Source organism: Halorubrum gandharaense (assembly GCF_054654575.1).
Map to the genome: position 1 here is coordinate 764,352 of NZ_BAAIET010000002.1, position 22,843 is coordinate 787,194.

The 22,843-nt window shown below is 69.3% G+C and carries 28 protein-coding genes; 17 read left to right on the forward strand and 11 right to left on the reverse strand.

Going from position 1 to position 22,843, the window contains the following annotated elements:
- Positions 1 to 130: 130 nt before the first annotated feature.
- The gene (locus ACYQ07_RS12780; protein WP_459882190.1) at positions 131 to 346 is read right to left on the reverse strand and encodes a hypothetical protein; all 216 of its coding nucleotides are present in this window, start codon (positions 344 to 346) and stop codon (positions 131 to 133) included.
- 141 nt (positions 347 to 487) lie between these two features.
- Between ACYQ07_RS12780 and ACYQ07_RS12785 the strand changes: the two genes are divergently transcribed.
- From ACYQ07_RS12785 to ACYQ07_RS12795, 3 genes are all read left to right on the forward strand, one after another.
- Positions 488 to 1,213 carry a guanosine phosphorylase gene (locus ACYQ07_RS12785; protein ID WP_459882192.1) on the forward strand — a complete coding sequence of 242 codons (726 nt, stop codon included), beginning with the start codon at positions 488 to 490 and terminating at the stop codon, positions 1,211 to 1,213.
- Positions 1,214 to 1,279: 66 nt separating this feature from the next.
- Entirely contained in the window at positions 1,280 to 2,551 is a 1,272-nt protein-coding gene (rbcL, locus tag ACYQ07_RS12790; protein WP_459882193.1) for a type III ribulose-bisphosphate carboxylase, read from the forward strand.
- 79 nt (positions 2,552 to 2,630) lie between these two features.
- Complete coding sequence (locus ACYQ07_RS12795; RefSeq protein ID WP_459882195.1) at positions 2,631 to 3,434, forward strand: DUF6517 family protein; 804 nt, start codon at positions 2,631 to 2,633, stop codon at positions 3,432 to 3,434.
- Between the two features lie 27 nt (positions 3,435 to 3,461).
- Here ACYQ07_RS12795 and ACYQ07_RS12800 read toward each other — a convergent pair whose 3' ends face one another.
- The 4 genes from ACYQ07_RS12800 to ACYQ07_RS12815 form a co-directional block, all read right to left on the reverse strand.
- Positions 3,462 to 4,550, reverse strand: coding sequence for an ATP-dependent ribose-1-phosphate kinase (locus tag ACYQ07_RS12800; protein ID WP_459882196.1), 1,089 nt, complete (start codon positions 4,548 to 4,550; stop codon positions 3,462 to 3,464).
- On the reverse strand, positions 4,547 to 5,503 hold the full coding sequence (locus ACYQ07_RS12805) for a ribose 1,5-bisphosphate isomerase (RefSeq protein ID WP_459882197.1): 957 nt from the start codon (positions 5,501 to 5,503) through the stop codon (positions 4,547 to 4,549). The genes ACYQ07_RS12800 and ACYQ07_RS12805 overlap by 4 nt, the downstream gene beginning before the upstream one ends.
- Positions 5,504 to 5,623: 120 nt before the next feature.
- On the reverse strand, positions 5,624 to 6,268 hold the full coding sequence (locus tag ACYQ07_RS12810; RefSeq protein WP_459882199.1) for a ribulose-1-phosphate aldolase: 645 nt from the start codon (positions 6,266 to 6,268) through the stop codon (positions 5,624 to 5,626).
- A complete protein-coding gene (locus tag ACYQ07_RS12815) occupies positions 6,265 to 6,966 on the reverse strand; it encodes a ribulose-1,5-bisphosphate 5-phosphatase (RefSeq protein WP_459882201.1) in 702 nt (233 codons plus the stop codon). The genes ACYQ07_RS12810 and ACYQ07_RS12815 overlap by 4 nt, the downstream gene beginning before the upstream one ends.
- A 101-nt stretch (positions 6,967 to 7,067) precedes the next feature.
- Here ACYQ07_RS12815 and ACYQ07_RS12820 point away from each other — a divergent pair, with 101 nt between their 5' ends.
- Positions 7,068 to 7,469 (forward strand): universal stress protein, encoded by a 402-nt coding sequence (locus ACYQ07_RS12820; RefSeq protein ID WP_459882203.1) that lies wholly within the window; start codon positions 7,068 to 7,070, stop codon positions 7,467 to 7,469.
- Positions 7,470 to 7,545: 76 nt separating this feature from the next.
- On the opposite strand, the gene ACYQ07_RS12825 is transcribed toward ACYQ07_RS12820, so the two are convergent.
- Positions 7,546 to 8,019, reverse strand: coding sequence for a GNAT family N-acetyltransferase (locus ACYQ07_RS12825; protein WP_459882205.1), 474 nt, complete (start codon positions 8,017 to 8,019; stop codon positions 7,546 to 7,548).
- A gap of 142 nt (positions 8,020 to 8,161) precedes the next feature.
- Between ACYQ07_RS12825 and ACYQ07_RS12830 the strand changes: the two genes are divergently transcribed.
- The 5 genes from ACYQ07_RS12830 to ACYQ07_RS12850 all read left to right on the forward strand — a co-directional run bounded on the left by ACYQ07_RS12830 (position 8,162) and on the right by ACYQ07_RS12850 (position 13,322).
- Positions 8,162 to 9,343 carry a DUF502 domain-containing protein gene (locus tag ACYQ07_RS12830; RefSeq protein WP_459882207.1) on the forward strand — a complete coding sequence of 394 codons (1,182 nt, stop codon included), beginning with the start codon at positions 8,162 to 8,164 and terminating at the stop codon, positions 9,341 to 9,343.
- Entirely contained in the window at positions 9,340 to 9,768 is a 429-nt protein-coding gene (locus ACYQ07_RS12835) for an archease (RefSeq protein ID WP_459882208.1), read from the forward strand. The genes ACYQ07_RS12830 and ACYQ07_RS12835 overlap by 4 nt, the downstream gene beginning before the upstream one ends.
- Before the next feature lie 102 nt (positions 9,769 to 9,870).
- The gene (locus ACYQ07_RS12840) at positions 9,871 to 10,989 is read left to right on the forward strand and encodes a DoxX family protein (protein ID WP_459882209.1); all 1,119 of its coding nucleotides are present in this window, start codon (positions 9,871 to 9,873) and stop codon (positions 10,987 to 10,989) included.
- A gap of 32 nt (positions 10,990 to 11,021) precedes the next feature.
- Positions 11,022 to 12,530, forward strand: a complete 1,509-nt coding sequence (locus ACYQ07_RS12845) for an RtcB family protein (RefSeq protein ID WP_459882210.1) — start codon at positions 11,022 to 11,024, stop codon at positions 12,528 to 12,530.
- 69 nt (positions 12,531 to 12,599) lie between these two features.
- Positions 12,600 to 13,322: a hypothetical protein gene (locus tag ACYQ07_RS12850; protein ID WP_459882211.1), complete on the forward strand. Its 723-nt coding sequence runs from the start codon at positions 12,600 to 12,602 to the stop codon at positions 13,320 to 13,322.
- A 50-nt stretch (positions 13,323 to 13,372) separates the two neighbouring features.
- Here ACYQ07_RS12850 and ACYQ07_RS12855 read toward each other — a convergent pair whose 3' ends face one another.
- Entirely contained in the window at positions 13,373 to 13,795 is a 423-nt protein-coding gene (locus ACYQ07_RS12855) for a DUF7969 family protein (protein WP_459882213.1), read from the reverse strand.
- A 134-nt stretch (positions 13,796 to 13,929) separates the two neighbouring features.
- Here ACYQ07_RS12855 and ACYQ07_RS12860 point away from each other — a divergent pair, with 134 nt between their 5' ends.
- The gene (locus ACYQ07_RS12860; protein WP_459882215.1) at positions 13,930 to 14,595 is read left to right on the forward strand and encodes a S24/S26 family peptidase; all 666 of its coding nucleotides are present in this window, start codon (positions 13,930 to 13,932) and stop codon (positions 14,593 to 14,595) included.
- A gap of 33 nt (positions 14,596 to 14,628) precedes the next feature.
- Here ACYQ07_RS12860 and ACYQ07_RS12865 read toward each other — a convergent pair whose 3' ends face one another.
- Entirely contained in the window at positions 14,629 to 15,216 is a 588-nt protein-coding gene (locus ACYQ07_RS12865; protein ID WP_459882216.1) for an NYN domain-containing protein, read from the reverse strand.
- Positions 15,217 to 15,336: 120 nt separating this feature from the next.
- Here ACYQ07_RS12865 and ACYQ07_RS12870 point away from each other — a divergent pair, with 120 nt between their 5' ends.
- The 7 genes from ACYQ07_RS12870 (at position 15,337) to ACYQ07_RS12900 (ending at position 21,213) form a co-directional block, all read left to right on the forward strand.
- A complete protein-coding gene (locus ACYQ07_RS12870; protein WP_459882218.1) occupies positions 15,337 to 15,495 on the forward strand; it encodes a hypothetical protein in 159 nt (52 codons plus the stop codon).
- A 111-nt stretch (positions 15,496 to 15,606) separates the two neighbouring features.
- A complete protein-coding gene (locus tag ACYQ07_RS12875; RefSeq protein WP_459882220.1) occupies positions 15,607 to 15,921 on the forward strand; it encodes a DUF7999 family protein in 315 nt (104 codons plus the stop codon).
- Positions 15,922 to 16,062: 141 nt separating this feature from the next.
- Positions 16,063 to 17,220 (forward strand): glycine cleavage system aminomethyltransferase GcvT, encoded by a 1,158-nt coding sequence (gene gcvT, locus ACYQ07_RS12880; RefSeq protein ID WP_459882222.1) that lies wholly within the window; start codon positions 16,063 to 16,065, stop codon positions 17,218 to 17,220.
- 204 nt (positions 17,221 to 17,424) lie between these two features.
- Positions 17,425 to 17,808 (forward strand): glycine cleavage system protein GcvH, encoded by a 384-nt coding sequence (gene gcvH / locus ACYQ07_RS12885; RefSeq protein ID WP_459882223.1) that lies wholly within the window; start codon positions 17,425 to 17,427, stop codon positions 17,806 to 17,808.
- A 25-nt stretch (positions 17,809 to 17,833) separates the two neighbouring features.
- Positions 17,834 to 19,168: an aminomethyl-transferring glycine dehydrogenase subunit GcvPA gene (gcvPA, locus tag ACYQ07_RS12890; protein ID WP_459882225.1), complete on the forward strand. Its 1,335-nt coding sequence runs from the start codon at positions 17,834 to 17,836 to the stop codon at positions 19,166 to 19,168.
- A complete protein-coding gene (gcvPB, locus tag ACYQ07_RS12895; protein WP_459882227.1) occupies positions 19,169 to 20,602 on the forward strand; it encodes an aminomethyl-transferring glycine dehydrogenase subunit GcvPB in 1,434 nt (477 codons plus the stop codon).
- Between the two features lie 71 nt (positions 20,603 to 20,673).
- Positions 20,674 to 21,213, forward strand: a complete 540-nt coding sequence (locus ACYQ07_RS12900; protein WP_459882229.1) for a DUF1684 domain-containing protein — start codon at positions 20,674 to 20,676, stop codon at positions 21,211 to 21,213.
- 22 nt (positions 21,214 to 21,235) lie between these two features.
- Here ACYQ07_RS12900 and ACYQ07_RS12905 read toward each other — a convergent pair whose 3' ends face one another.
- The 3 genes from ACYQ07_RS12905 to ACYQ07_RS12915 all read right to left on the reverse strand — a co-directional run bounded on the left by ACYQ07_RS12905 (position 21,236) and on the right by ACYQ07_RS12915 (position 22,841).
- A complete protein-coding gene (locus ACYQ07_RS12905; RefSeq protein WP_459882231.1) occupies positions 21,236 to 22,075 on the reverse strand; it encodes an HpcH/HpaI aldolase family protein in 840 nt (279 codons plus the stop codon).
- Between the two features lie 106 nt (positions 22,076 to 22,181).
- Positions 22,182 to 22,460 (reverse strand): hypothetical protein, encoded by a 279-nt coding sequence (locus tag ACYQ07_RS12910; protein WP_459882233.1) that lies wholly within the window; start codon positions 22,458 to 22,460, stop codon positions 22,182 to 22,184.
- A 114-nt stretch (positions 22,461 to 22,574) separates the two neighbouring features.
- Complete coding sequence (locus ACYQ07_RS12915; protein WP_459882235.1) at positions 22,575 to 22,841, reverse strand: elongation factor 1-beta; 267 nt, start codon at positions 22,839 to 22,841, stop codon at positions 22,575 to 22,577.
- Between the last annotated feature and the right edge of the window lie 2 nt (positions 22,842 to 22,843).

Here is a 22,843-nt window from a genome sequence, read left to right on the forward strand (position 1 = left end):
CAGGAACCCGAACAGAATGACGGTCCCGATCACGACCGACTGGCCGCGGCGGTCGCCGACGAATCGCATTGCACGATGTGCGTGTCGCAGGCTTATAAAGTTCTCACGATGGGCCGCCGGGTGAGCGGCGTTACGCGTCGTCGGTGTCCGTCTCCGTCATCCGCCGGCCGCTGATGACGGCGGAGAACGCCGAGATGAGGGCGGCGAACCCGCCGACGAGGACGGCTTGCGTCCAGTTGAGGTCGAGGAGGTAGACGGCGATCGGCGTGATCAGCAGGAACGAGAGCACGGCGGAGGCCACCATGATGCCGGTTCCCGGGCCGGATGGTTGCTCGTCGTCGGTCATTGTGAGGTGGCGGGCGCGCGGACGCTTAAAAGGGGCGGGAGCGGACCGGGAGCGCGCCGGCGGGAGAGTGGCACTGCCAGCGGCGCCGCCGAGCGCGGCGGACCGGTCCGTTTTTGCGCGCGGCCGGTGCAGTGGACGTATATGGCGAAACAGCCGCATCTGCTGGTCGAGGAGGGCGACGTTCACGAAACCGCGATCATCCCGGGGGACCCGGGTCGCGTTGACCGCATCGCGGACCTCTGTGACGACTCGGAGGTCGTCGCCGAGAACCGCGAGTACAAGGTCGTCAACGCCAGCTACGAGGGCGAGGAGCTGACCATCTGCTCGACGGGGATCGGCTGCCCGTCGGCGGCCATCGCCGTCGAGGAGCTTTCGCGCGTCGGCGTCGAGACGTTCATCCGCTGTGGCACCTGTGGCGCACTTCAGGAGGGGATGGAGGTCGGTGACATGGTCGTCGCGACGGGCGCAGCCAAGGAGGAGGGGACGAGCAAGCGCTACGAGGACGCCGTCTACCCGGCCGTGCCGGACTTCGACGTGCTCACGTCGCTGGTGAACGGTGCCGAGGCGAACGGCGAGGAGGTCCACGTCGGCCCTATCGTCTCCGACGACGCCTTCTACAACGAGAGCGACGCGTTCGTGGAGGACTGGGAGGACGCCAACCTGCTCGCCATCGAGATGGAGGCCGCGACGGTCTTCGCGCTCGCGCGCCGGAAGGGCCTCTCGGCGGGCGCCATCTGCACCGTCGACGGCAACCTCGTCGAGGGGAACCAGAAGGGCGAAACCGACGACGAGGAGCTGCCCGAGAAGGCGAAGAACAACGTCGAGCGCGCCATCCGCATCACGCTCGACGCCGTCGTCTCCCTGTAGTGGGCCGACGTTTCCGCATCGTCGCCCGCCGTCCCTTATAAGGCCGAGGCGGGAGAACGCGGGCATATGACCGGCATTGCCTACGAGGACTTTCTCGACCTCGGGTACGACCCGGCCGACGACGAGCTCGTCTGCCGGTTTTACGTTGAACCGGCCGACGGCATCGACGCGGAGGGCGCCGCCGCGCGCGTCGCCAGCGAGTCGTCGAACGGCACCTGGGCGGAGCTTCAGGCGGACGCGTCGATCCGCGACCTCTCGGCGATGGCCTTCGACATCGAGCCGGCGACCGCTGGCTCCCGGAAGGGGTACGAGGTCGCCGTCGCCTACCCGGCCGCGCTGTTCGACCCCGGCAACATGCCGCAGATCCTCTCGTGTATCGCGGGCAACATCCTCGGCATGAAGGCGGTCGACCGGATCCGGCTGCGCGACTGCGACTGGCCGGCGTCGCTGACGGAGGGGTTCGTCGGGCCGCGGTTCGGCAGTTCGGTGCGCGAGGAGTTCTTCGACGCCGGCGACCGCCCGATCACCGCGACGGTGCCCAAGCCGAAGGTGGGGCTCTCGACGGACGACCACGCCGAGATCGGCTACGAGGCGTGGACCGGCGGCATCGACCTGTTAAAAGACGACGAGAATCTCACCGACCAGGCGTTCAACCCGTTTCAGGACCGGCTCGCGGCGAGTTTCGACGCGCGCGACCGCGCGGAGTCCGAGACGGGCGAGCCCAAGTCCTACCTCATCAACGTCACCGCGGACGCGAACACGATGCTCGACCGGGTGGACGCCGTCGCCGCGGCCGGCGGCGAGTACGTGATGGTCGACGTGGTGACCTGCGGCTGGGCGGCCGTCGAGGCGGTCCGCGAGCGCGCGGCCCACCACGACATGGCGATCCACGCCCACCGCGCGATGCACGCCGCCTTCGACCGCCATCCGGACCACGGCGTCTCGATGCGGGTGATCGCGCAGGTCGCGCGCCTCTGCGGGGTCGACCAGATCCACACGGGGACTGCGGGGCTCGGGAAGATGGCCAACGAGGACACGCTCGGGATCAACGACTGGCTCCGGTCCGACCTTCACGGACTGACCGACGTGCTCCCGGTCGCGTCCGGCGGGCTCCACCCCGGGTTGATGCCCGACCTGATCGACGCGCTGGGGACGAACGTCTGCGTGCAGGCGGGCGGCGGCATCCACGGGCATCCCGACGGCACTCACGCCGGCGCGAAGGCGCTCCGTGCGGCGATCGACGCCGCGGTCGCCGGCGAGGACCTCACGGACCGGGCCGAGAATGTGCCCGAACTCCGCACCGCCATCGACGAGTGGGGAACGGAGACGCCGCGGTAGACGCCGGTCACGAGACAACCTCGCACACCTAACCGTTTTGGCGGCATTCCTTTCCGGAACCCGACGCAAGAACGACTCGATGAACCGACGCACCCTGTTGGCCGGTGCGGGCGCCGCCACGCTCGGCGGGCTCGCCGGCTGTCTCGACGACGTGACGGAGCACTCGGCGTCGGCGTACGGCGTCGCGGACGAGCCCCGCCAGGAGGCAGACTACGACCGCGACGCCATCGACGAGGTGGTGATCGAGGAGGACGTGGGCCTCGGTCCGTTGGAAGAGACGGTCGTCGCCACCAACTACGTCGTCGAGTACGAGAAGACGATCGACACGGGGATTCTCGGCGAGCACCGGGGAGCGGTGTTCGTCACCTTCGCCACGCCGCAGGTGTCGGTGGCCGGCCAGGAGTTCAACCCGGTCGCCGACATGGAGAACGACGAGCTCGTCGAGCTGGTCCAGGACAACTACGAGGGGATGAGCGACCTGACCCACGACGAGGACTTCGAGACCGACGTGCTCGGCTCGACGGTGACGCACTCGCGATTCGAGGGTGAAGCCGAGTTCGACGGGACGACCGTCGACGTCGACGTTCACGTGACGAGCGCCGTCGAGGCCGGCGACGATCTCGTGGTGACGATCGGTGTTCACCCCACCGAACTCCGCGACAGCGAGGAGGATGGCGTGACGACGATGCAGGCCGGCGTCGACCCCGACCAGTCGGTCGACGGAGCAGCAGACGGGAGTGACGACGGCGGCGATGATGGGAGTGACGGCGACGACGGCAGCGACGGCGACGACGGCAGCGACGGCGGCGACGGCGGCGATGATGGCGAGGAAGACGGTGACGAGGACGACGAAGACGACGGTGGGATCGGTATCGGCGACTAAGTCGTCGCCCTCGTCACCCGATTCCGATCAGACGCGAACCTCGATCAGCAGGTCCGCCTCCGGCTCCTCGCCCATCGTCTCGCGGACCGCGTCCCACGAGAGGTCGACCCGGGCGGTCACTTCCTGTGCGGCGAGCGCCCCACAGGCGTTGCCGACGAGCAGCGGCACCTGATAGTCGCGCGGATCGTGTGAGAAGCCGACGCCCTCGCCGCCGGTCGCCTCATCGTCGCGGAGCGCGGCGCCGAGAAACCCGGCGGCGAAGGCGTCGCCGGCGCCCGTAGTGTCGACGGGGTCGATCGGGAATCCCGGATGCGACACGTCGCCGTTTGGCGTTCGGACGGTGGCGCCCTCCGAGCCGAGCTTGATCACGACGACGCGGTCCGTCGGCTCCCACGGGTCGAGGTCGGTCGTCTCCGCGACCGCTTCGGCCTCCTGCTCGTTCAGAAAGAGCAGGTCGGTCGCCGCGAGCGCCGCGGCGTAGTCGCGCTCGCCGACCATCCGCCCCGGATCGAAGCTCCGGGTTGCGCCCGTCTCGCCCGCGCCGTCCGCGAGTGCGGCCGCGGTGGCAGGCTCCTGGCTCGTCAGGTGGAGGTGGTCGGCCGCCGACAGCGTGTCGGCGTCGAGCTCCGCCGCCGTGAACGCCTCGTTTGCACCCTCGTTGGCGAGCATCATCAGCTCTCCCTCAGCGTCGACGATGACGTACTTCACGGAGGTGGCCGCGTCCGCATCGATGAGGACGTGGCCCGGGTCGACGCCGGCGTTCGCCAGCTCGCGGAGCGCGAGCGCACCGGATTCGTCGCCGCCGACGGAGCCGTAGACGGCGGCGTTCGCGCCGAGGTCGACGAGCCCGACCGCGACGTTGGCCGCGCTGCCGCCCCCCGATTGTTCGAGCCGTTCGATCCGGGTTTCGCCGTCGGGGTCGGGGAGCGCGCCGACGTGCATCGTCACGTCCCAGTTGATGTGGCCCGCGGAGATCACCCGCGGCGCGCGGCGCCCGGTGTCTCCATTCCCGTCTCCGTCCGTATCCGGCCCCAGATCGGGGTCGGCGTCGACGGTCGGGTCGACCTCGTGAGTGTCCGCGGTCGCGCCCGGCCGCTCCTCTTCTTCCCCACTCATGGCTCCGCCCACGGCTGGTCGGCTCCCTCGCCGAACAGCTCGCGCATCAGGGTGACGATGCTCTCGGGCGGGAACTGCCCGTGTTCGGTGACGATGGCGTCCATGTAGCGCGGCGGGGTCACGTCGAAGGCGGGATTCTCCACTTCGATGCCGCCGATTTCCTCGCGTTTCTCCGGGGAGATCACCTCGTCCTCGGAGCGCATCTCGATCTCGACCGTGTGGCCCGTCAGCGTCTCGGGGTGGAGCTTGATCGTCTGGGCGGCGGTCATGATCGGGACGCCGCGTTCGCGGGCGTTGACCGCCAGCCCGGAGGTTCCCACCTTGTTGATCACGGAGCCGTCCGCGGCGATGGAGTCGGCGCCGACGACCACGTGGTCGACATCGTCGAGGTAGCGTCGGGCGGCGGAGTCGACGATCAGCGTCACCGGCACGCCGGCGTCACGCAGCTGCTCGGCGGTGATGTGGCCCTGATTGCGCGGCCGGGTCTCCTTGACGATCGCCTCGATCTCCTTTCCCTGCTCGACGGCGGCCTCCACGCACGCGAGGGCGTCCGTGGAGTGACAGTGGGTCATCACCGTGTCGCCGTCCGCGAGCCGGTTGGCGCCGATCCGCCCGAGGTCGTCCTGTGCGCGGTCAAGCTGTCGGGTGAACTCGCCTGCGGCGCGCTGGACGCTCTCGCGGAGTGCCGCCACGTCGTGGCCCTCCATCCGCTGCAGGACGTATCGGAGGGCGTTGGGCAGCGACACCGCCGTCGGTCGGGTCTCGTGGAGCCGGCGGGCGCCGGCGCGCATCGAGGCGCGGAACGCGTCCGGAGAGTCGGCGTCGGCCTCGCGGGCCTGTGCGGCAAGCGCCTCGGCGGCGCCCGCCGCGATCGTCGCCGCCCCGCGGATCTCCATCGTCGCGATCGCCTCCGCGGTCTCCTCCAGTGCGGGGGCGTGCTCGTGGTCGCTCATGTCCCGAGAGTTGCCCGCCCCGACGGCATAAAGGCGTCCCCCGAGGGCGCCGGCGTGGTTCGTCCGGGCGGTCCGGTCGCCGGCGTGGGTCGTCCGGGCGGTCCGGGTCGTCGGCGCGGCCTACACGTCGTCGGGCTGCTGGCCGTAGCTCTCGAATTTGGCCTCGACGGCCGCCAACTGGTCGTCCGAGAGCACGTTCGGCTCGCCAACTGCCGACGACTGGAGGTAGAGCCGGCAGATCTCCTCGACGTGGTGCGTGTTCTCGATCGCGGTCTCCAGGTCGGGACCGGTCACGACGAGTCCGTGGTTCGCGAGGATCACCGCGTCGGAGTCGGCCTCGGCCATGGCCCCGACCGCGTTCGCGGCCAGCTCCTCGGTGCCGTAGGGGGCGTAGTCGGCGAGGGGAACCTCGCGCCCGACGGCGACGATCATGTAGTGGATCGGCGGGAGCGGCCGACCGAGCGTCGCCATCGTGGTCGCCCAGGGCGAGTGGGTGTGGACGATGGCACCGGGCTCGTCGTGGCGGTAGATCCCGGTGTGCATCGGCACCTCGCTGGACGGGGCCATCCTGCCGGCGACGCGGTTCCCCTCGAAGTCGACGACCGGCACGTCCGCGGGCGAAAAGGAGTCGTAGGGGACGCCCGTCGGCGTGACGGCGAAGACGTCGCCGTTGCGCACGCTGAGGTTGCCGGTGCGACCGGGGGTGAGGTCCGCGAGCGCCGGCGCGTGCTCCACGACGGCTTCGCGTTCGGATTCGAGCGTCACAGTACCACCTCCGTTAGCTCCCGGAACGCGTCAATCCTGTGGTCCGGTCGCTCGTACCCCTCCAGCTGGCGGTCGGGGTCGGCGTTGAACAGCACCGTCTCCAGCCCGGCGGCGTTGCCGCCCTCCACGTCGGCGACGACGCTGTCGCCGACCATGACGGCCTCGCTCGGCCGGAGATCGAAGGCGGACAGCGGCGTCGTGAACATGATGGCGCTGGGCTTCTCCCGTCCCGTTTCCTCGGAGGTGAGCACGTAGTCGACGTGCTCGTCGACGCCGAGCGCGGCGAGCTTCTCCAGCTGGATCCGGGTGGTGAGGTTGGTGACGATGGCGACCGTGAGCCCGGCGTCGCGAAGCGCCCGGAGCGTCTCCTCGACCCCCTCGAACGGGCTCATCGCCCGGATGTAGCTGTGCCAGTAGGCGTCGCCGAGCGCCAGCGCCTCGTTCGCGTCATGGGTGCCGGCGTGGAGCCGGAGCGCCCGCTTGAAGTAGAGGAACCGCTCGTGGGCCGACGCGGTGCCCCGGAGCTCGCGTTTCGTCTCGCGACGCGCGGCCATGTACAGGTCGTCAAACGCCTCCCGGGAGAGGTCGTAGCCGAGGTCGCCGAACGTCTCGAACGCCGCCCGCTTGCCCGCGGCGTTACAGGGGTCGTAGGGGTACAGCGTGTCGTCGAGGTCGAGAAAGACCGCCTCAGTGGTCATGCGTGGACTGTGACGGCGACCGCTAAATTCCTTGTGTGGAGACACCGGGTCCGCCGGCCGCATCGACAGCGTATTTAGGTCGTGCGCGTGAGGGGGTTGGTATGACGCTGGTTGTGGTCCCCGTCCGCTATCCGCCGTCGGCACACTCGGAGTCGACGCTCCGGGAGGCCGTTCGCATCGCCGAGGAGCGCGACGCCGAGCTCACCGTGCTTCACGTCGACCTCTATCAGGACAGCCACAACGTCACTCGCTCGGAGCTGAAACGTGCGGTCGAGCGCCGGATCGGGTCGATCGACCGGGCACGCTACGTCGTACGCAAGGGGTTCCTCGTCGAGGAGACCATTCTGGAGGAGGTCGCCGCCGAGGGCGCCGACGTGGTCGTGATCGGCACCAAACAGGCCGGCCGCTGGCGTCGGATGTTTCAGAAGCTGCTGGCCGACCCGGACATCGACTCGTTTCTCCGTGAGAAGCTGGACTGCACCGTCATTACGGTCGACGGGTAGCGGGACGGTGGTTGGTGGGGCGGTGGCGGGGTGACGGCGGGGCGGTGGCGGAGGACCGCCGGCAGTGGACGAACCCCTACCGCCGGACGAACTCCGAAAGCCGTTCCCGGAGCGACTCGCCGCCGAGCTTGAGGTAGTAGGCGTCGCCGCCGTCCTCGTAGTAGTTGTCGATGCGCCGGACGATCTCGAAGCCGAGATGCTCGTAGAAGCCGAGCGCGTTCTCGTTGGTCGTCCGCGCGTGACAGGAGACCGACCGGTGGTCCTCGGCGACCTCCGCGACGAGCCGCTCGGCGTAGCCTCGTCCGCGGCACTCGGGGTCGACGGCGAGAAAGAGGATGTAGCCGTCGCGTCGGACGGAGGCGAACGCGACGAGCTCGCCGTCCTCGAACAGCAGGTGCGTCGTCGAGCGACGATAGGCGTCGGTGAAGAACCCGCGGCGCTGGCGGAGCACGCCGTCCTCCCGGCGGATGTGCTCTTTGAGCTCCCACGCGGCGGCGACGTGGTCCGAGCTGCCCGGCGGATCCGTCCGTTTCTCGACGTTGACGCTCACTGGGACGATATAACACTCCTGTGGAATATAACTCCACCGCCATCCGGCGCCGTCGTCCGGAGACGCCGGCGGACGTGCGAAACGCCGGCGAGCGCGGCGTGTGGGCCGAAACGTTTTGTCACCGACGGGCGTCGATACGCCAATGGCAGACGACTCGATGGGGATCGGCGGCCGGCTCCGGCAGGTGTTCTTCACCGGAGTCGCGGTCATCGTTCCGCTGCTCATCTCGCTCATCGTCCTCGCGTTCGCGTTCAACTTCATCTACGACTATCTCGACCTGTTTTCGGACCAGATCCTCCCCTTCTCGCCGGAGGTTACCGCCCCGGTCATCGGCACGATCGAACAGGAGGTTCTGGTGGAGCTCGCCACGCCGCTGGTGCTGCTGACGCTCATCCTCCTCGTCGGGCTCGTCGCCACCTCCTCGCGGTACGGGGAGCTCGCCGTCGACTACTTCGACTACGTCATCGAGCAGATCCCCGGCTTCGGCTCCGTCTACGAGGGGTTCCGACAGATGAGCGACGTGATGCTCGAATCGGACAGCCAGAACTTCCAGGAAGTCGTTCTCGTGGAGTTTCCCACGGAGGGCGTCTACGCCGTGGCGTTCGTGACGAGCGAGACGCCCGACTCCGTCGCCGACCCGGTCGGCAAGGGCGACATGCGGACGCTGTTCATGCCGATGGCCCCGAATCCGGTGATGGGCGGCCACGTCGTGTTCGTCCCCGAAGAGCGGATCGTCGAGGTCGACATGACCGTCGAGGAGGGGATCCGCGCGCTGGTGACCAGCGGGGTCGCCATCGGCAACGCCGACGGTGGCCACGGCGGCCTCACCGCCAGCGACTTGCAGGAGCTCTCGATGGTCGAGCGGATCGAACAACGGTTCGACCCGGCGTCGGCGTCCGGAGACGTCCACCGCGAGGAGCAGGGGGCCAGCGACCGGGCCGAGAAGTACGACGCCCGTGTCGACCCCGAGAAGGCGCGGACGCCGGGCTCCATCGTCAACCGCGAGCGCGATGCGGCCGACGCGTCCGACGCCGACGTGACGAGCGACCCCGACCATCCCGATTCCGGCGTGGATGCGGCGGCGAGAACGACGCCCGCCGAGCGCGCCGGCCGGTACGCGGCCGAACGCGAACACACGGCGGCGCGCCCCTCCGAGCAGGCGGGCGCTGGTCACTCCGAACAGACGGACCGTGACGACCACGACGACACCACCATCCCGCCGGCCGAACGGGCGGGACGTGGAAACCGCGAGGATGCCGACGACCGGGGCGACCGCAACGACCGCAACGACCAAGCCGACGACGACCGGACCGACGAGTCGTGACCTTCCACCTGCGTGACCACACCGCCGATGTGGCGGTCGAGGCGACGGCACCGACGATTTCGGGCGTCTTCGAGGAAGTCGCCGCCGGCCTCACCGCCGCGAGCTGCGAGACGGTTCCCGAAACGGGCGGCGAGCGCTTCGCCGTCGAGGAGGCGGCCGAGAGCCGGGAGGCGCTGCTGTTCGACTACCTCGACCGGCTGGTGTACGAGCGCGACGTGCGGCTCGTCCTGCCGACCGACCACACGTGTGCGGTCGACCACGACCCGTCCGCCCCCGACGACGAGACGTGGCGGGTCACGGCCAGCGCGCGCGGCGTTCCGCTCGCGGACGTGGCCGCCCGGGAGATCAAGGCCGTGACCTACTCGGAGATGGAGCTGTCCGAGCGGGAGGACGGCTGGTACGCCTACGTCGTCTTCGACGTGTGAGCCGGCCGGGCGTCGGCGACCTGCCGTCGACGACTCCGGTACCGGATTCCGCACCCTTGTGCAGTCGGACGGTTTTAAGTGAGGAGCGTCCCCGTGTGAGGTATGAGACGCCACCACACTGCACGGCTCCTCTCGTTCGCGATGACGACGGTCGCCGGCGTCGTCCTCGCGGCCGGCGTCGCCGCCGGCCACGTCAGGTACGTCGCCGACACCGACGATGTCGGTGAGGCGCTCACGTGGATGGCCGGGGCGCTTTCCGACCCCGTCAACCTGATCGTGCTCGGTGGGGGAGGCGTCGCAACGGTGGCCGCGGCGTTCCTGTACCTCCGGATCGACGCCTTCGACGCCGACGTGGCGACGTTTCGCCGCGTGATGGGCGAGTACACCGACCTGCTTCCCTGGCTGCTTCGTCTCGGATTCGGCCTGCCGCTCATCGGCGCCGGGTTCGCGGGCTACTTCTTCAATCCCGTCGTCGACCCCCTGATCGGCGGGGGCATCGACCGGCTGCTGCAGATCCTGCTCGGCTTCATGATCATCTTCGGGCTCGGGACGCGCGTCGCCGCGCTCGTCGGGCTCGCGGTCTTTCTCGTTTCCCTGCCGGCTGCACCCTTGCTGGCGTTCTCGCTGGAGTGGATCCCCGGGTTCATCGCGCTTGCACTGTTGGGTAGCGGGCGACCGAGCGCCGACCACGTGTTCCAGCGGGTCGCCGCCGCGCCGGCGACGACGTACGGGCGGATCGACCCGATACACGGACCTGCCGAGTGGCTCAACCGCCGACTGACGCCGTACGAGCGGTACGTCCCGACCGTGATCCGCGTGGGGATGGGCGTCGCCTTCGTCTTCCTCGGGCTGTTCGAGAAGCTGCTCGCCCCGGAGATGGCGCTCGCGGTCGTCGACCAGTACGGACTCTCCGAGGCGACGCCGATCCCGCCCGACCTGTGGGTGCTCGGCGCCGGCTTCGGCGAAGTTGCGCTCGGCATCGCCATCGCCGTCGGCCTCTTCACGCGGGCGTCGGCGGGGGCGGCGCTGTTCGTGTTCACGCTGACGCTGTTCGGCATCCCCGACGACCCGGTGTTGGCCCACATCGGCCTGTTCAGCCTCGCCTCGGCGCTGCTGATCACGGGCGCCGGCCCCTACGCGCTCGACAACCGGCTGGAGAACGCCGATCGCGAGCCGAGTGCGGCGCCGGAGGCCCCCGCCGGCGAGAGCGACGCGTCGTAACGCCCTTGCCCTTCCCCGGCGACCCCTCACACATGACCAGCCGCGAGTTCGACGGGATCCGACTGGAGAAGGTGCGCGAGCACGTCTGGGAGATCCCGCAGGAGGGCGGGATGAACGTCCCTGCGCGCGTCCTTGCCAGCGAGGCGCTGTTGGAGGCGATCGGCAACGACGACACCCTCCAGCAGTTGAAAAACGCCACCCACCTGCCGGGGATGATGGCGCCGGCGATCTGCATGCCAGACGGCCACCAGGGGTACGGCTTCCCCGTCGGCGGCGTCGGCGCGATCGACGCCCGAAACGGCTGTATTTCGCCCGGAGCGGTCGGCTATGATCTGAATTGTGGCGTCAGATTGGTGAAGACTAACCTGGAATACGACGACGTGCGCGGTCGCGAGGGCGAGCTCGTCGACGCACTGTTCGATCGGGTCCCCTCCGGGCTCGGCGGCGGCGGGGTCGTCGACGGCTCCAAGCACGTCGTCGAGGAGGCGCTGGAGCGCGGCGTCGAGTGGGCCGTCGAGGCCGGCTACGGCATCGAGAGTGACCTCGCCCACTGTGAGGACGAGGGCCGGCGTCCGGACGCTCGTCCGGAGTACGTCTCCAAGAAGGCGAAAGATCGCGGGATGAACCAGCTCGGCTCGCTGGGGTCGGGGAACCACTTCCTGGAGGTCCAGCGCGTGACGGACACCTTCGACGCGGACGCCGCCGAGGCATACGGGCTCTCCGAGGACCAGATCGTGGTGATGATCCACTGCGGGAGCCGCGGACTCGGCCACCAGACGTGCAACGACTATCTTCGGCGGATCGAGAAGGAGCACGGCGACTTACTGGAGACGCTTCCCGACCGCGAGCTGGCGGCGGCGCCCGCGGGCTCCGAGCTGGCCGAGGAGTACTACGGCGCGATGGGGGCGTGCATCAACTACGCGTGGGTGAATCGCCAGCTGATCACCCACCGCACTCGCGAGGTGTTCGGCGACGTGTTCGACGCCGACCCGATCGCGGACCTCGGGATGGAGCTGCTGTACGACGTGGCCCACAACATCGCCAAAAAGGAGACGCACACGATGGGGCTCGACGCCGACGGCAACCCGGTCGTCCCCGAGGAAGCGGTCCGTCAGGAGGAACGCGAGCTGTACGTCCACCGGAAGGGCGCGACGCGTGCGTTCCCCGCCGGGCATCCGGAGATCCCGCCGGCGCACGCCGACGTGGGCCAGCCCGTGATCATCCCCGGAAGCATGGGTGCGGGCTCGTACGTGCTCCGCGGCGGCGAGCGCTCGATGGAGCTCTCGTTCGGCTCGACCGCTCACGGCGCCGGTCGGTTGATGAGCCGCACGCAGGCCAAACAGGAGTTCTGGGGCGGCGACGTACAGCAGGACTTAGAAGAGGGCCAGCAGATCTTCGTGAAAGCGCAATCGGGGGCGACGATCGCCGAGGAGGCGCCCGGCGTGTACAAGGACGTGGACGAGGTCGTCGGCGTCAGCGACGCGCTCGATATTGGCGACAAGGTGGCCCGGACGTTCCCCGTCTGCAACATCAAGGGGTAACCGCCAGTAGTCCCCGCTCGCCGTGGTGTCGCCTGAAGACACTTACCGGGCGAGCGACGATCCGCAGCCATGCACCGCAGACGATTCCTCGCGCGAAGCGCCCTCCCAGCCGCCGCGCTCGCCGTCGGCGTCGCCGGCTGTATCGGGGACGAACCGAACGGGGACGGTGACGCCGACTCCGACCTCGGCCAGCCGGCGGCGGACCCCGTCGAGGAGGATCCGCGAGTGGACGAACCGCCACACGAGATCACGGTCCCGGAGATGGACGACGACGTTGAGCCGGACGAGTACGAGGAGGAGTGGAACGAGTCCTACCTCGGGGACCACATGGAGACGGAGCCCTCGCTCGCGTTCGAGTCGGTCCCGTACTGGCTCAACGACCCGCTCCGTCTCGACACCGAGTACGGCGATCAGGTGTTTCGCGTCGTGCTCGTCGAGGACGGCGAGACGCTCGAAGCGGCCTTCCAGTTTGGGGAGCTCGACGCCGTGGAGCGCGACCGGCTCGACGACATCGACTTCGACGAACGCGTCGTCGTGATCGTCCAGTCCGGGTTCGGCTCCGGGAGCATCTCGCAGGTCTTCGCCCGCGCTGACGCCGTCGACGACGGGCTACACCTTCACGGCTACTTCGAGAAGCCCTACATTCAGACGGACGATCTGACCGCGCGGGCCTCCGTCCTCGTCGTCGACCGACCCGAGGGCGGCCTCGACCTTGCGCGTGTGAGCCTCACCGTCGATGAGGCGACGCGGGTCCACTTCAACTCCACTGAGGGCGTCGTCGAAGTAGAGTGAGTCGAGTGAGTCGAGTGAGTCGTGTGGGTCGTGTGAGCGCGTCGTCGCGCTCACCAAAATCCGCCCGAGCCGCCTGACCGACCAGGTCCGTCCGGTCCTCGTGGTCCGGAGGCTCGGGGGTCCGGGTTGATGGCCACCTGCTCCGCCTCGGGACGCGGCTCCACCTCACGACCGTTCTCGTGGCGCACGAACGAGAGGTAGAAGGGCTCGCCACAGCCGGGATCGGCTTCCGTGGTGTCGCCATCGCCCTCCCTGTCGTCCGCCCGTGGGTCCCACTCGACGCCCTCGCTTTCCCCGCAGACGAAGCGCACGCCGTCGACGTCCGGGTCGTCCTCGAACGGCTCCGTCGGATCGACGTACGTCCAGCCTTCGAGGGGGTACGGCGTCACCGTCTTGTCCGCGAGATAGCCGTCGCGGTCGAGCGCGACCAGCGTCTCACACTGCGGGCAGTAGTACGTGACCGGGTAGGACATAACGAGCCGTTGGGGCCGAACCACTAAACCAGCATCGGGTGGGGAGGGCTGCGTGTGCGCCGAGCCGACATTTCGGAGCGCTGCGAAACCGTCCGGGGCGGTAGCCTCAAGCCGTCGGCTGCCCAAACGCGTCCGTGAATCGCCGACTGGCCGTCGACGTCGCGGTGCCACTGCTCGCGGTCTGTCTGCTCGTGGGGGTGGCGTTCGGTCTCTCCGGCGTGTGGCCCCCGCTCGTCGCCGTCGAGAGCGACAGCATGGCGCCGGGCGTCGAGCGCGGCGACCTCGTCGTCGTCACCGACACCGAGCGGTATCCCGCCGGGGGACTCGTGGGGAGCTACGACTCGGCTGCTGAGAGCGCTCCCGAGCGGCTCGGCGGCCCCGGCGACGTGATCGTCTTCTCGCCGCCCGACAGCGACGACCCCCCGATCCTCCATCGCGTGGCGTTCGCCGTCGAGGCCGGCGAGGACTGGACGGTTCGGGCGGACGACGAGCGACTCTCCGGCGACTGCGGCGACCTTCGCCACTGTCCGGCGCCACACGGCGGCTACGTCACCTACGGCGACGCCAACGGCGAGTACGACCAGAGCGCGGGGATCGCCCCGGTCGTCGCCGATGACTGGGTCCACGCGAAAGCGCAGTTCCACGTTCCGTCGCTTGGCTGGGCGCGGATCGCCGTCGACGCCGTCGTCGCACGCATCGGCACGGCCGGCGTGCTGGTCGCGGGACTCGGCCTCGGTGCGGTCGTCGGCGGGGGATTCGCCGTGTTCGCCGGGCGGGTCGCGGATCGACGGAGGCGGTAGGCCGGCGACGCGAAGCCGGCGTGGACGCCCGGCTCAGCGACCGAGGTCGCGGTGTAGCGCCGGCGGGTCGTCGGGATCGTCACCGCCATCGGCGTCGGATCCCTCCCCACCATCCGTGTCGTCCCCGTCGCCTCCGTCACCGTCGTCGTCCGCGAACGTGAGGTCGCCGTCGAGCGTCAGCGAGTCGGTGGCGGCGTTGCGGAGGGCGTCGGACCGGCCGAACTCGCCGGGCGCGATGGCGATCGTGCGGACGCCGTGCCGATTAGCAGCCTCCACGACCGGCTTGAAATCGGTGTCCCGCGAGGCGATCGCCAGCGCTGTCATCCGGTTTTCCACCACGAACCGGGTGGCGTCGACGGCGAGTTTCACGTCCACGTCGCCGCTCGTGACGACGACCTCGAAGCCGCGAGCCTCCGCCGCCTGTATCAGCCCCGGCGTCGCGTGTTCGTCGAGGTAGAGCCGCACCGTGATCAGCTGCCCGTCGCGCTCGGCGGCCTTCGCCTCGGCGGCGCGACGCACGTCGTCGAGATCGACGTCGAACTCGTCGCGTAACACGTTTGGACCGTCGACAAAGAGGGCGACTCCCTCGGGCGCGTCGGCGTCCGAGCCTGCGTTCTCCATACCCGTCATAACGGGCCGCGGGAAATAGGCGTGCTGGTCGGCGTCGAGCCGGGGTGAGAGCGTGTGGTTCGGCGGGCGTCCGTCGTCCACCCGCGACCGTGTTTCCCTACGTGGATCGAGTTGCATCAGTTCCCACTCGACGTGACGACCGAGGAGCCGATCGGGATCGACCATCCCGCCGACGCCGGCGATCCGGAGCCCCTCGTCGGTTCGTGGGACGGCAGCGGCGAGGACACGCTCCCCGTCTCGGAGGACGCTTGCGCGTCGACGGGCTCGTGACCGGCGTGCGTGCCGCGTCCGCATGACCTTAAATGTGTTTTAGGAACATGGAGGGGAACGAGGTGTCTATACGAAGTCTTGAAATAGGATGTCCAGTTTCATACGAGTAAGATGGCTGCTTCAGACACCTACACGGTCGTAACCGAGTCAAACGATCATGATGCGGTAACTGTACGGGCACATCCACGCAACGCCACGTACCACGTGGTCGACTACGCCGACGAGGATGCCCGGGAGCGCGTCGCCGACCTGTCGCCGGGCGCGGTGGTCCGGATGGAGCTCTCGCGTGCGGGCCGCCGGAGCAACGTCTGGCGCGCCGAGCACGTCTCCGAGGGTCTCAAAACGAGCGAGTCGCTCGGCGCCGGCGACGCTCCCGGCGCCCGCGATACGTCCGCCGGGTTCGGGAATGCCGAACGGCACGACTGACCCCTCGGTGATCGACCCTTTTTACGTGGACGCCCTGTGCGTGTGGCTCGACGCGGGAGACGGCGCGGCGGTCCTCGAAGCGATCGGACTCGGGATTCCGCCATGGTAACACCTTAGGGATCCCCCGGAGACGTGACAGCCATGACCGACCGGACGCCACCCCTCCACGGGGGCCACGAGGAGCGCGGCGCGACCTTCACGGACTTCGGCGGCTGGGCGATGCCCGTCGACTTCGACGGGATTCGCGAGGAGCACGCCGCCGTGCGCGAGGCCGTGGGGATCTTCGACGTCTCACACATGGGCGAGATCGAGGTCGCCGGCCCGGACGCGACGACGCTTTTGAACCGGCTGACGACCAACGACGTGACCGCGCTCGACCCCGGCGACTCCCAGTACGCCGCGGTCACGACCGAGGACGGCGTCATGCTCGACGACACCGTCGTCTACCGGCTCCCCGACGGCACCGAGGCGGGCACCGCTGTGGAGGGCGTTGCCGAGGTCGGTGAGGACCTCGACGCCGCCGAGGGTGAGCCGGCGTACCTCTTCATCCCGAACGCGGGCCACGACGAGGGGATGTACGAGCGGTGGGTCGACTACCGTGACGAACACGGGCTCGACGCCGACGTGGTGAACACGACGACCGACTGGGCGATGTTCGCCGTGCAGGGGCCCGAGTCGCCCGACACGCTCGACGACGCGACGGCGACGGGCGGAGTCGTCGACCTCTCGAAGTTCGAGGCCACCGTCGCGGACGTGGACGGCGTCACGAGCTGGGTCGCCCGCACGGGCTACACCGGCGAGGACGGCTTCGAGGTGCTGTGCCCGGCTGACGAGGCGGAGGCGGCGTGGGCGGCGTTCGACGGCGTCCAGCCCTGCGGGCTCGGCGCGCGCGACACCCTCCGAACGGAGATGGGGTTCCTGCTGTCGGGCCAGGACTTCCACCCCGAAGAGGAGCCGCGCACGCCCTACGAGGCGGGGATCGGGTTCGTCGTCAAACTCGATACGGAGTTCGTCGGGCGTGACGCGCTGGAAGCACAGAAGGAGGAGGGCGTCGACGAGAAGTTCACTGGCGTCAAACTGCTTGAGCGCGGCGTTCCCCGGAACGGGTACGCCGTGACCGACGGCGACCTCACGCGGATCGGCCACCTCACCAGCGGCACGATGAGCCCGACCCTCGACGAGCCGATCGGCCTCGGCTACCTGCGGACCGAGTACATCGAGGACGGCGAGCGCGTCAGCGTCGTCGTGCGTGGCGAGGAGAAGCGCGCCGAGGTCGTCACGCCGCCGTTCCTCGACTGAGCGGGGCTGGAACCGCTCCGCTCGACCCGCCCCAACCCCGCTCCCGTCAGGCGGGCCGTCTCCGGGAACACACCTTTTATCTTCCCGTCCGCGGAAGCTACGCGTACACGTGTCGTGGACCGTCGTCACGCGGACATCCGCCCGGCGCGCGCGGTCGACCGGCCGCCGAGCGCCGCGGCGCGCGACACTCGCTTTCTCCCAACCATGAGCTTCGAAGTACCCGACGAGTTACGGTATCTGGAATCGCACGAGTGGACCACCGTCGACGAGGAGACCGTCCGGTTCGGCATCTCCGATTTCGCCCAGGACGAGCTGGGCGACGTGGTGTTCGTCGAGCTGCCCGAGGCAGGTGACGAGCTGGCCGCCGGCGAGGCGTTCGGCGTCGTCGAGTCGATCAAGGCCGTCTCGGACGTGTACGCACCTGTCGCCGGCGAGGTCGTTGACGTCAACGAGGACCTCTTCGAGCGGCCCGAACTGCTCAACGAGGACCCGTACGGCGACGGCTGGCTCGTCGAGGTGGCGCCCGCCGGCGACGCCGACTTCGACGACCTGCTCGACGCCGGCGCCTACGAGGACCAGATCGCATGAGAACGGACGGAGACGGAGGACGAAAATGAGCGGAAGCGACGGCCGCGGAAGCCCGTACGCGCCGCACACGGACGCCGAGACCGCCGCGATGCTGGACGCGATCGGCGTCGACGACGAGGAGGCGCTGTTCGACATTCCGGACGCCGTGGCGTTCGACGGCGAGTTCGACATTCCGGCCCGCTCGGAGCGGGAGGTCCGCGAGCTGTGTTCCCGCACGCTTGCGAACAACGACGACCTGACGGAGTTCCTCGGTCGGGGCCACTACTCCCACTACGTGCCGAGCGTCGTCGACCACCTCGCCGACCGCGCGGAGTTTCTCACCAGCTACACCCAGTACCAGCCGGAGATCGCCCAGGGATTCCTGCAGGCGCTGTTCGAGTACCAGTCGATGCTGGTCGAGCTCACCGGCCTGCCGGTCGCCAACTGCTCGATGTACGACGCCGCGACGGCGCTCGCGGAGTCCGCGATGCTCGCGGACCGCGTGCGCTCGACCTCGGGCACCGTCGTGCTCGTTCCCGAACAGCTCCGGGAGGGGAAACGCTCCGTCCTGGAGAACTACTGTGATGGCGCGGACCTGACCGTCGAGGCGTACCCGATGGCGGACGGCAACGTCGACCGCGACGCGCTCGCCGACCGCGCCGGCGAGGACACCGTGATGGTGTACGCCGAGAACCCCACCGTCCGGGGCTGCATCGAGGAGGAACTCGCTGAGATCGGCGAGATCGCCGAGGCGAACGACGCGCTGTTCACCCTCGGCTCCGACGTTGTCGCGCTCTCCGTGCTGCAGGAGCCCGCCGCCGTCGGCGCCGACGTGGTCGTCGGCGAAGCCGGCGCGCTCGGCCTGCCGGCCGCCTACGGCATGGGCCTCGGCCTGTTCGCCTGTTCGGAGGAGTACCTCCGGCAGGTTCCCGGCCGACTCGTCGGCGCCAGCGAGGACACGACGGGGACCCGCGCGTACACGCTGACGCTCCAGACGCGCGAACAGCACATCCGCAAGGAGCGGGCGACCTCGAACATCTGCACCAATCAGGCGTGGGTCGCGCTCCGTGCGGCGATGCACGCCGCCACGCTCGGCCCGGACGGGCTCGTCGACCTCGCGAACGACTGCGTGCGCGAGGCGACCACCCTCGCCGAGCGACTCGACGCCCTCTCGGGCGTGCAGGCGCCCGTTCACGACCGCCACCATCTGCGGGAGTTCGTCGTCCGCGTCGACCAGCCCGCCGCCGCGATCGCCGGCGACCTCGAAACGGAGGGGTTCGCCGTCCACGTGGTTGGCGAACATCTGCTGCAGGTGTGTGTGACCGACCTCAACGCCGGGCGAGCCGACGAGCTCGTCGCGGCTTTCGAGGAGGTGGCGTAGATGATCCACGACCAAGCCAGCTACACCCGACCCGACGACGAGGTACACGAGCCGCTGTTGAGCGAGAAGGGCGAGGAGACCGTCGACGTGCGCGACGACTCCCCGCTGCCCGACGAGCTGACCCGCGAGGAGCTGACGCTGCCGAACCCTTCGGAGCCCGAGGTCGCTCGCCACTACACTCGGCTCTCACAGATGAACTGGGCGATCGACTCGGGGCCGTACCCGCTCGGCTCCTGTACGATGAAGTACAACCCCAAGTTCACCGAGGACGTGGCGGCCGACCCCAACGGCGCCGTCCACCCGGACCGCTCGGCGCGCTCCACGCAGGGCACGCTGGAGATCCTCCACGGGCTCCAGGAGTACCTCGCGGAGATCGGCGGCATGGACGCCGTCACGCTCCAGCCGCCGGCGGGCGCCGCCGGCGAGTTCACGGGGATCCTCGTGGCGAAGGCGTACCACGAGCAGCAGGGGAACGACCGCTCGGAGGTCGTGATCCCCGCCTCGGCCCACGGCACCAACTTCGCGACCGCCGCGCTCGCCGGCTACGACGTGGTCGAGCTCCCCTCCGGGGAGGACGGCCGGGTCGACGTGGAGGCGCTGGAAGCCGCAGTTGGCGAGGACACCGCCGCGCTGATGCTCACCAACCCGAACACGGTCGGGCTGTTCGAGCGCGATATCGAGGAGATCGCGGAAATCGTCCACGACGCCGGCGGCCTGCTCTACTACGACGGTGCGAACCTCAACGCCCTGCTCGGCCGCGGCCGACCCGGCGACATGGGGTTCGACATCATGCACTACAACGTCCACAAGACGTTCGCGACGCCCCACGGCGGCGGCGGGCCGGGTGCCGGCCCGGTCGGCGTCGTGGACGAGCTCGCGGAGTTCCTCCCGAGCCCCCGCGTCCGTGAAGTCAACGACGGAAAGGTGGGCTACGAGCCGTTCGAGCCCGAGGAGTCGATCGGGAAGGTCCACGGCTTCACCGGCAACTGGCTCGTCCTCATCAAGGCGTACGCCTACATCGCCCGGCTCGGCAACGAGGGGCTCTCGGACGCCGCCGCGAAGGCGGTGCTCAACGCCAACTACCTCGGGAGCCAGATCGACCTCGACATTCCGTACGGCCCGTACCACCACGAGTTCGCGGCCACCTCCGGCGAGCGCGACGCCGCCGACGTGGCAAAGCGCATGCTGGACTTCGGCGTCCACCCGCCGACGACCAAGTGGCCCGAGATGGTGCCGGAGGCGATGCTGACCGAGCCGACGGAGATCGAGAACCAGTCGTCGCTCGACGACCTCTCGGAGGCGTTCAACATGGCGTACGCCGACACCGACGAGGCGCTCGCCGACGCCCCCAACCGGACGACCGCCGGCCGGATCGACCAGGTGGCCGCCGCCCGCAACCCGCGGCTCTCCTGGCAGGCGCTCGGCGACGACTGAGCCGGCGCCCTCGCGCCCTCCCGCCGCCGCGTGTGAACAGCCTCAAAGCCGTGGCGCCGCTACCTTCGGGTATGACCGACTACGTCGACCGGCTCCGCACCAACCGTCAGGAGAAAGACGAGTTCTTCGCCGACCATCCACAGTCGCCCATTCCCCCCGAGAAGCGCGAGTCGTTCGACGGACTCGACTACTTCCCGCCCGACGAGACGTACCGCGTCGAGGCGAGCGTTCGGGTCCACGACGACCCCGAACCCGTCGAGATGGAGACGACCGCGAGCAACCCGGTGCGCTACCTCCGCGTCGTCACCTTCGAGTTCGAGCTCCGCGACCAGGAGTGTGAGCTGCACGGCTACCAGCAGGAGGGCGACGACGGCGCCATCTTCGTCCCCTTCCGCGACAAGACGACGGGACAGCAGAGCTACCGGCAGGGTCGCTACATGGAGCTGGAGCCCGAGGGCGGCCTGACCGACGGCGACACGGTGACCGTCGACTTCAACCTCGCGTACAGTCCGTTCTGTGCGTACAGCGACACCTTCTCGTGTCCGCTCCCGCCCGAGGAGAACTGGCTGGAGATCGTCGTGCCCGCCGGCGAAAAGGCGCCGGAGCTGTAGTCGGGCTCGTTCGCTCCCCGGCTCAGGACTGCGGTTCCTCGTTTTTCCCGATTTCCCGCTCGTACCGCTCGATGGACGCCGTCGCACCCGCGCGCAGATAGCCGGCGTCGGTGCCGACGATCAGAAAGTCGAAGCCGTCCGCGAGCCACGCGTCGATCCGCTCGTCGCTCGTCGCCAGCGTCCCGACCGGGACGCCGGCCTCGTCCGCGGCCGCGACGGTGCGCTCGATGCAGTCGCGGAACGCCGGGTCCGTGTAGTCGCGGAAACAGCCGAGCGCCGCCGAGAGGTCAGCCGGCCCCACGAACAGCGCGTCGATTCCCGGGACGCCGCCGATCTCCGCGGCCGCGTCAACGGCGCGCGGTGTCTCGACCTGCGCGATGACGGCCATCTCGTCGTTGGCGGACGCCACGTACTCGTCGATGCGGGCGCCGTAATCCGTCGCACGCGATCCGGCCACGCCGCGGCGTCCGCGCACGCCGTCGGCGTCGACGCCTGCACCCGGATCGCCGTCAGCCGCCGCTCCCTGTGGCGGATAGCGAGCGGCCCGCACCAGTTCGCGGGCGTCGTCGACGTCGTTCACCTGCGGCGCCATCACGCCGGCGGCACCCGCATCCAGCGCGTGTTTGACCCGCGTCGCGTCGTTCGCCGCGACGCGAACGAGCGCGTCGGTGTCGCCGGGTGCAGCCTCGACCGCACGAATCAGATTCTCGACGGACTCCGTCGTGGTCGGGGCGTGTTCCGTGTCGATCGTCAGAAAGTCGAACGATTCGCCCGCAAGGGCCTCAGCAACGCCCGGCGACGGGTACGAGCACCAGCCGCCGACCGGTCGGTCGCCGGCGGCGAGTTTGCGTTTCAGCTCCATGCCGTCCTTTCACGGAGTCCGCTTAAAAGAGTCGCCGGGTCGTCGTGCTCCGGGAATCTCCGTCGAAAGTCGTGCGTGTGTGTGTCTTGGCAGGCGCCCTCCCCATTCACTGACGCTTCGGCGGGTCGGGTGCGTTCGTACCCAGCCGCGGCAACACCTCGACTATCACGAGCAAAAAGGTTCCACCGAGTACGACGACGGCGATCAGGTAGTACCGTGTCGCCGACGCCGAAAGCTCGAAGAGCACGCCGTCGAGAAACGCCGGCAGCCACGTCGCATGCGTGAGCAGTCGCTCGTGAAGCGCGTGCCGACTCGGCCACTGCACGTACGCAAGCACGGTGACGGCGGTGATGAGCGCGTAGTCGAGCGCGTCCGGCTGTCGCATCGTTCGGACGGACCCCGTCACCGTATGTAAGCGTTTGCCGCGAGTTCTCAACCGGGAGAATCGAGGCGTGGCTATGGGATGAGAAAAATCGGAACCGCGAAAACGGAGGTGGCCTTACAGGCGGCCGACGTTCTCGACGGTGACGGACTCGACGCCTTCGACGTCCGCGAACGCCTCCTCGACGGCCTCGGTGCCGCCGGCGCTGTCGGGCACGACGACCGCCGTCAGGAGGGCGACGAGGCCGAACGCCACGTCGTCACGCTCGAAGCCGCGGATCTCCGCGCCCTGCGGGAGCGCCTCCTCCAGCAGGTCCTCGAGGTCGTCGAGGTCGACTTCGGGGCTGTTCGGCATGACCTTGATCTTGGCTGCGACGTCTCCCATTG

Bases quoted from the DNA above. Each gene is read 5' to 3' on its own strand.
- ACYQ07_RS12780 (WP_459882190.1), bottom strand. From the start codon at position 346: ATGACCGACGACGAGCAACCATCCGGCCCGGGAACCGGCATCATGGTG.
- ACYQ07_RS12785 (WP_459882192.1), top strand. From the start codon at position 488: ATGGCGAAACAGCCGCATCTGCTGGTCGAGGAGGGCGACGTTCACGAA.
- rbcL (WP_459882193.1), top strand. From the start codon at position 1,280: ATGACCGGCATTGCCTACGAGGACTTTCTCGACCTCGGGTACGACCCG.
- ACYQ07_RS12795 (WP_459882195.1), top strand. From the start codon at position 2,631: ATGAACCGACGCACCCTGTTGGCCGGTGCGGGCGCCGCCACGCTCGGC.
- ACYQ07_RS12800 (WP_459882196.1), bottom strand. From the start codon at position 4,550: ATGAGTGGGGAAGAAGAGGAGCGGCCGGGCGCGACCGCGGACACTCAC.
- ACYQ07_RS12805 (WP_459882197.1), bottom strand. From the start codon at position 5,503: ATGAGCGACCACGAGCACGCCCCCGCACTGGAGGAGACCGCGGAGGCG.
- ACYQ07_RS12815 (WP_459882201.1), bottom strand. From the start codon at position 6,966: ATGACCACTGAGGCGGTCTTTCTCGACCTCGACGACACGCTGTACCCC.
- ACYQ07_RS12820 (WP_459882203.1), top strand. From the start codon at position 7,068: ATGACGCTGGTTGTGGTCCCCGTCCGCTATCCGCCGTCGGCACACTCG.
- ACYQ07_RS12830 (WP_459882207.1), top strand. From the start codon at position 8,162: ATGGCAGACGACTCGATGGGGATCGGCGGCCGGCTCCGGCAGGTGTTC.
- ACYQ07_RS12840 (WP_459882209.1), top strand. From the start codon at position 9,871: ATGAGACGCCACCACACTGCACGGCTCCTCTCGTTCGCGATGACGACG.
- ACYQ07_RS12845 (WP_459882210.1), top strand. From the start codon at position 11,022: ATGACCAGCCGCGAGTTCGACGGGATCCGACTGGAGAAGGTGCGCGAG.
- ACYQ07_RS12850 (WP_459882211.1), top strand. From the start codon at position 12,600: ATGCACCGCAGACGATTCCTCGCGCGAAGCGCCCTCCCAGCCGCCGCG.
- ACYQ07_RS12855 (WP_459882213.1), bottom strand. From the start codon at position 13,795: ATGTCCTACCCGGTCACGTACTACTGCCCGCAGTGTGAGACGCTGGTC.
- ACYQ07_RS12865 (WP_459882216.1), bottom strand. From the start codon at position 15,216: ATGGAGAACGCAGGCTCGGACGCCGACGCGCCCGAGGGAGTCGCCCTC.
- ACYQ07_RS12875 (WP_459882220.1), top strand. From the start codon at position 15,607: ATGGCTGCTTCAGACACCTACACGGTCGTAACCGAGTCAAACGATCAT.
- gcvT (WP_459882222.1), top strand. From the start codon at position 16,063: ATGACCGACCGGACGCCACCCCTCCACGGGGGCCACGAGGAGCGCGGC.
- gcvH (WP_459882223.1), top strand. From the start codon at position 17,425: ATGAGCTTCGAAGTACCCGACGAGTTACGGTATCTGGAATCGCACGAG.
- gcvPA (WP_459882225.1), top strand. From the start codon at position 17,834: ATGAGCGGAAGCGACGGCCGCGGAAGCCCGTACGCGCCGCACACGGAC.
- gcvPB (WP_459882227.1), top strand. From the start codon at position 19,169: ATGATCCACGACCAAGCCAGCTACACCCGACCCGACGACGAGGTACAC.
- ACYQ07_RS12900 (WP_459882229.1), top strand. From the start codon at position 20,674: ATGACCGACTACGTCGACCGGCTCCGCACCAACCGTCAGGAGAAAGAC.
- ACYQ07_RS12905 (WP_459882231.1), bottom strand. From the start codon at position 22,075: ATGGAGCTGAAACGCAAACTCGCCGCCGGCGACCGACCGGTCGGCGGC.
- ACYQ07_RS12910 (WP_459882233.1), bottom strand. From the start codon at position 22,460: ATGCGACAGCCGGACGCGCTCGACTACGCGCTCATCACCGCCGTCACC.
- ACYQ07_RS12915 (WP_459882235.1), bottom strand. From the start codon at position 22,841: ATGGGAGACGTCGCAGCCAAGATCAAGGTCATGCCGAACAGCCCCGAA.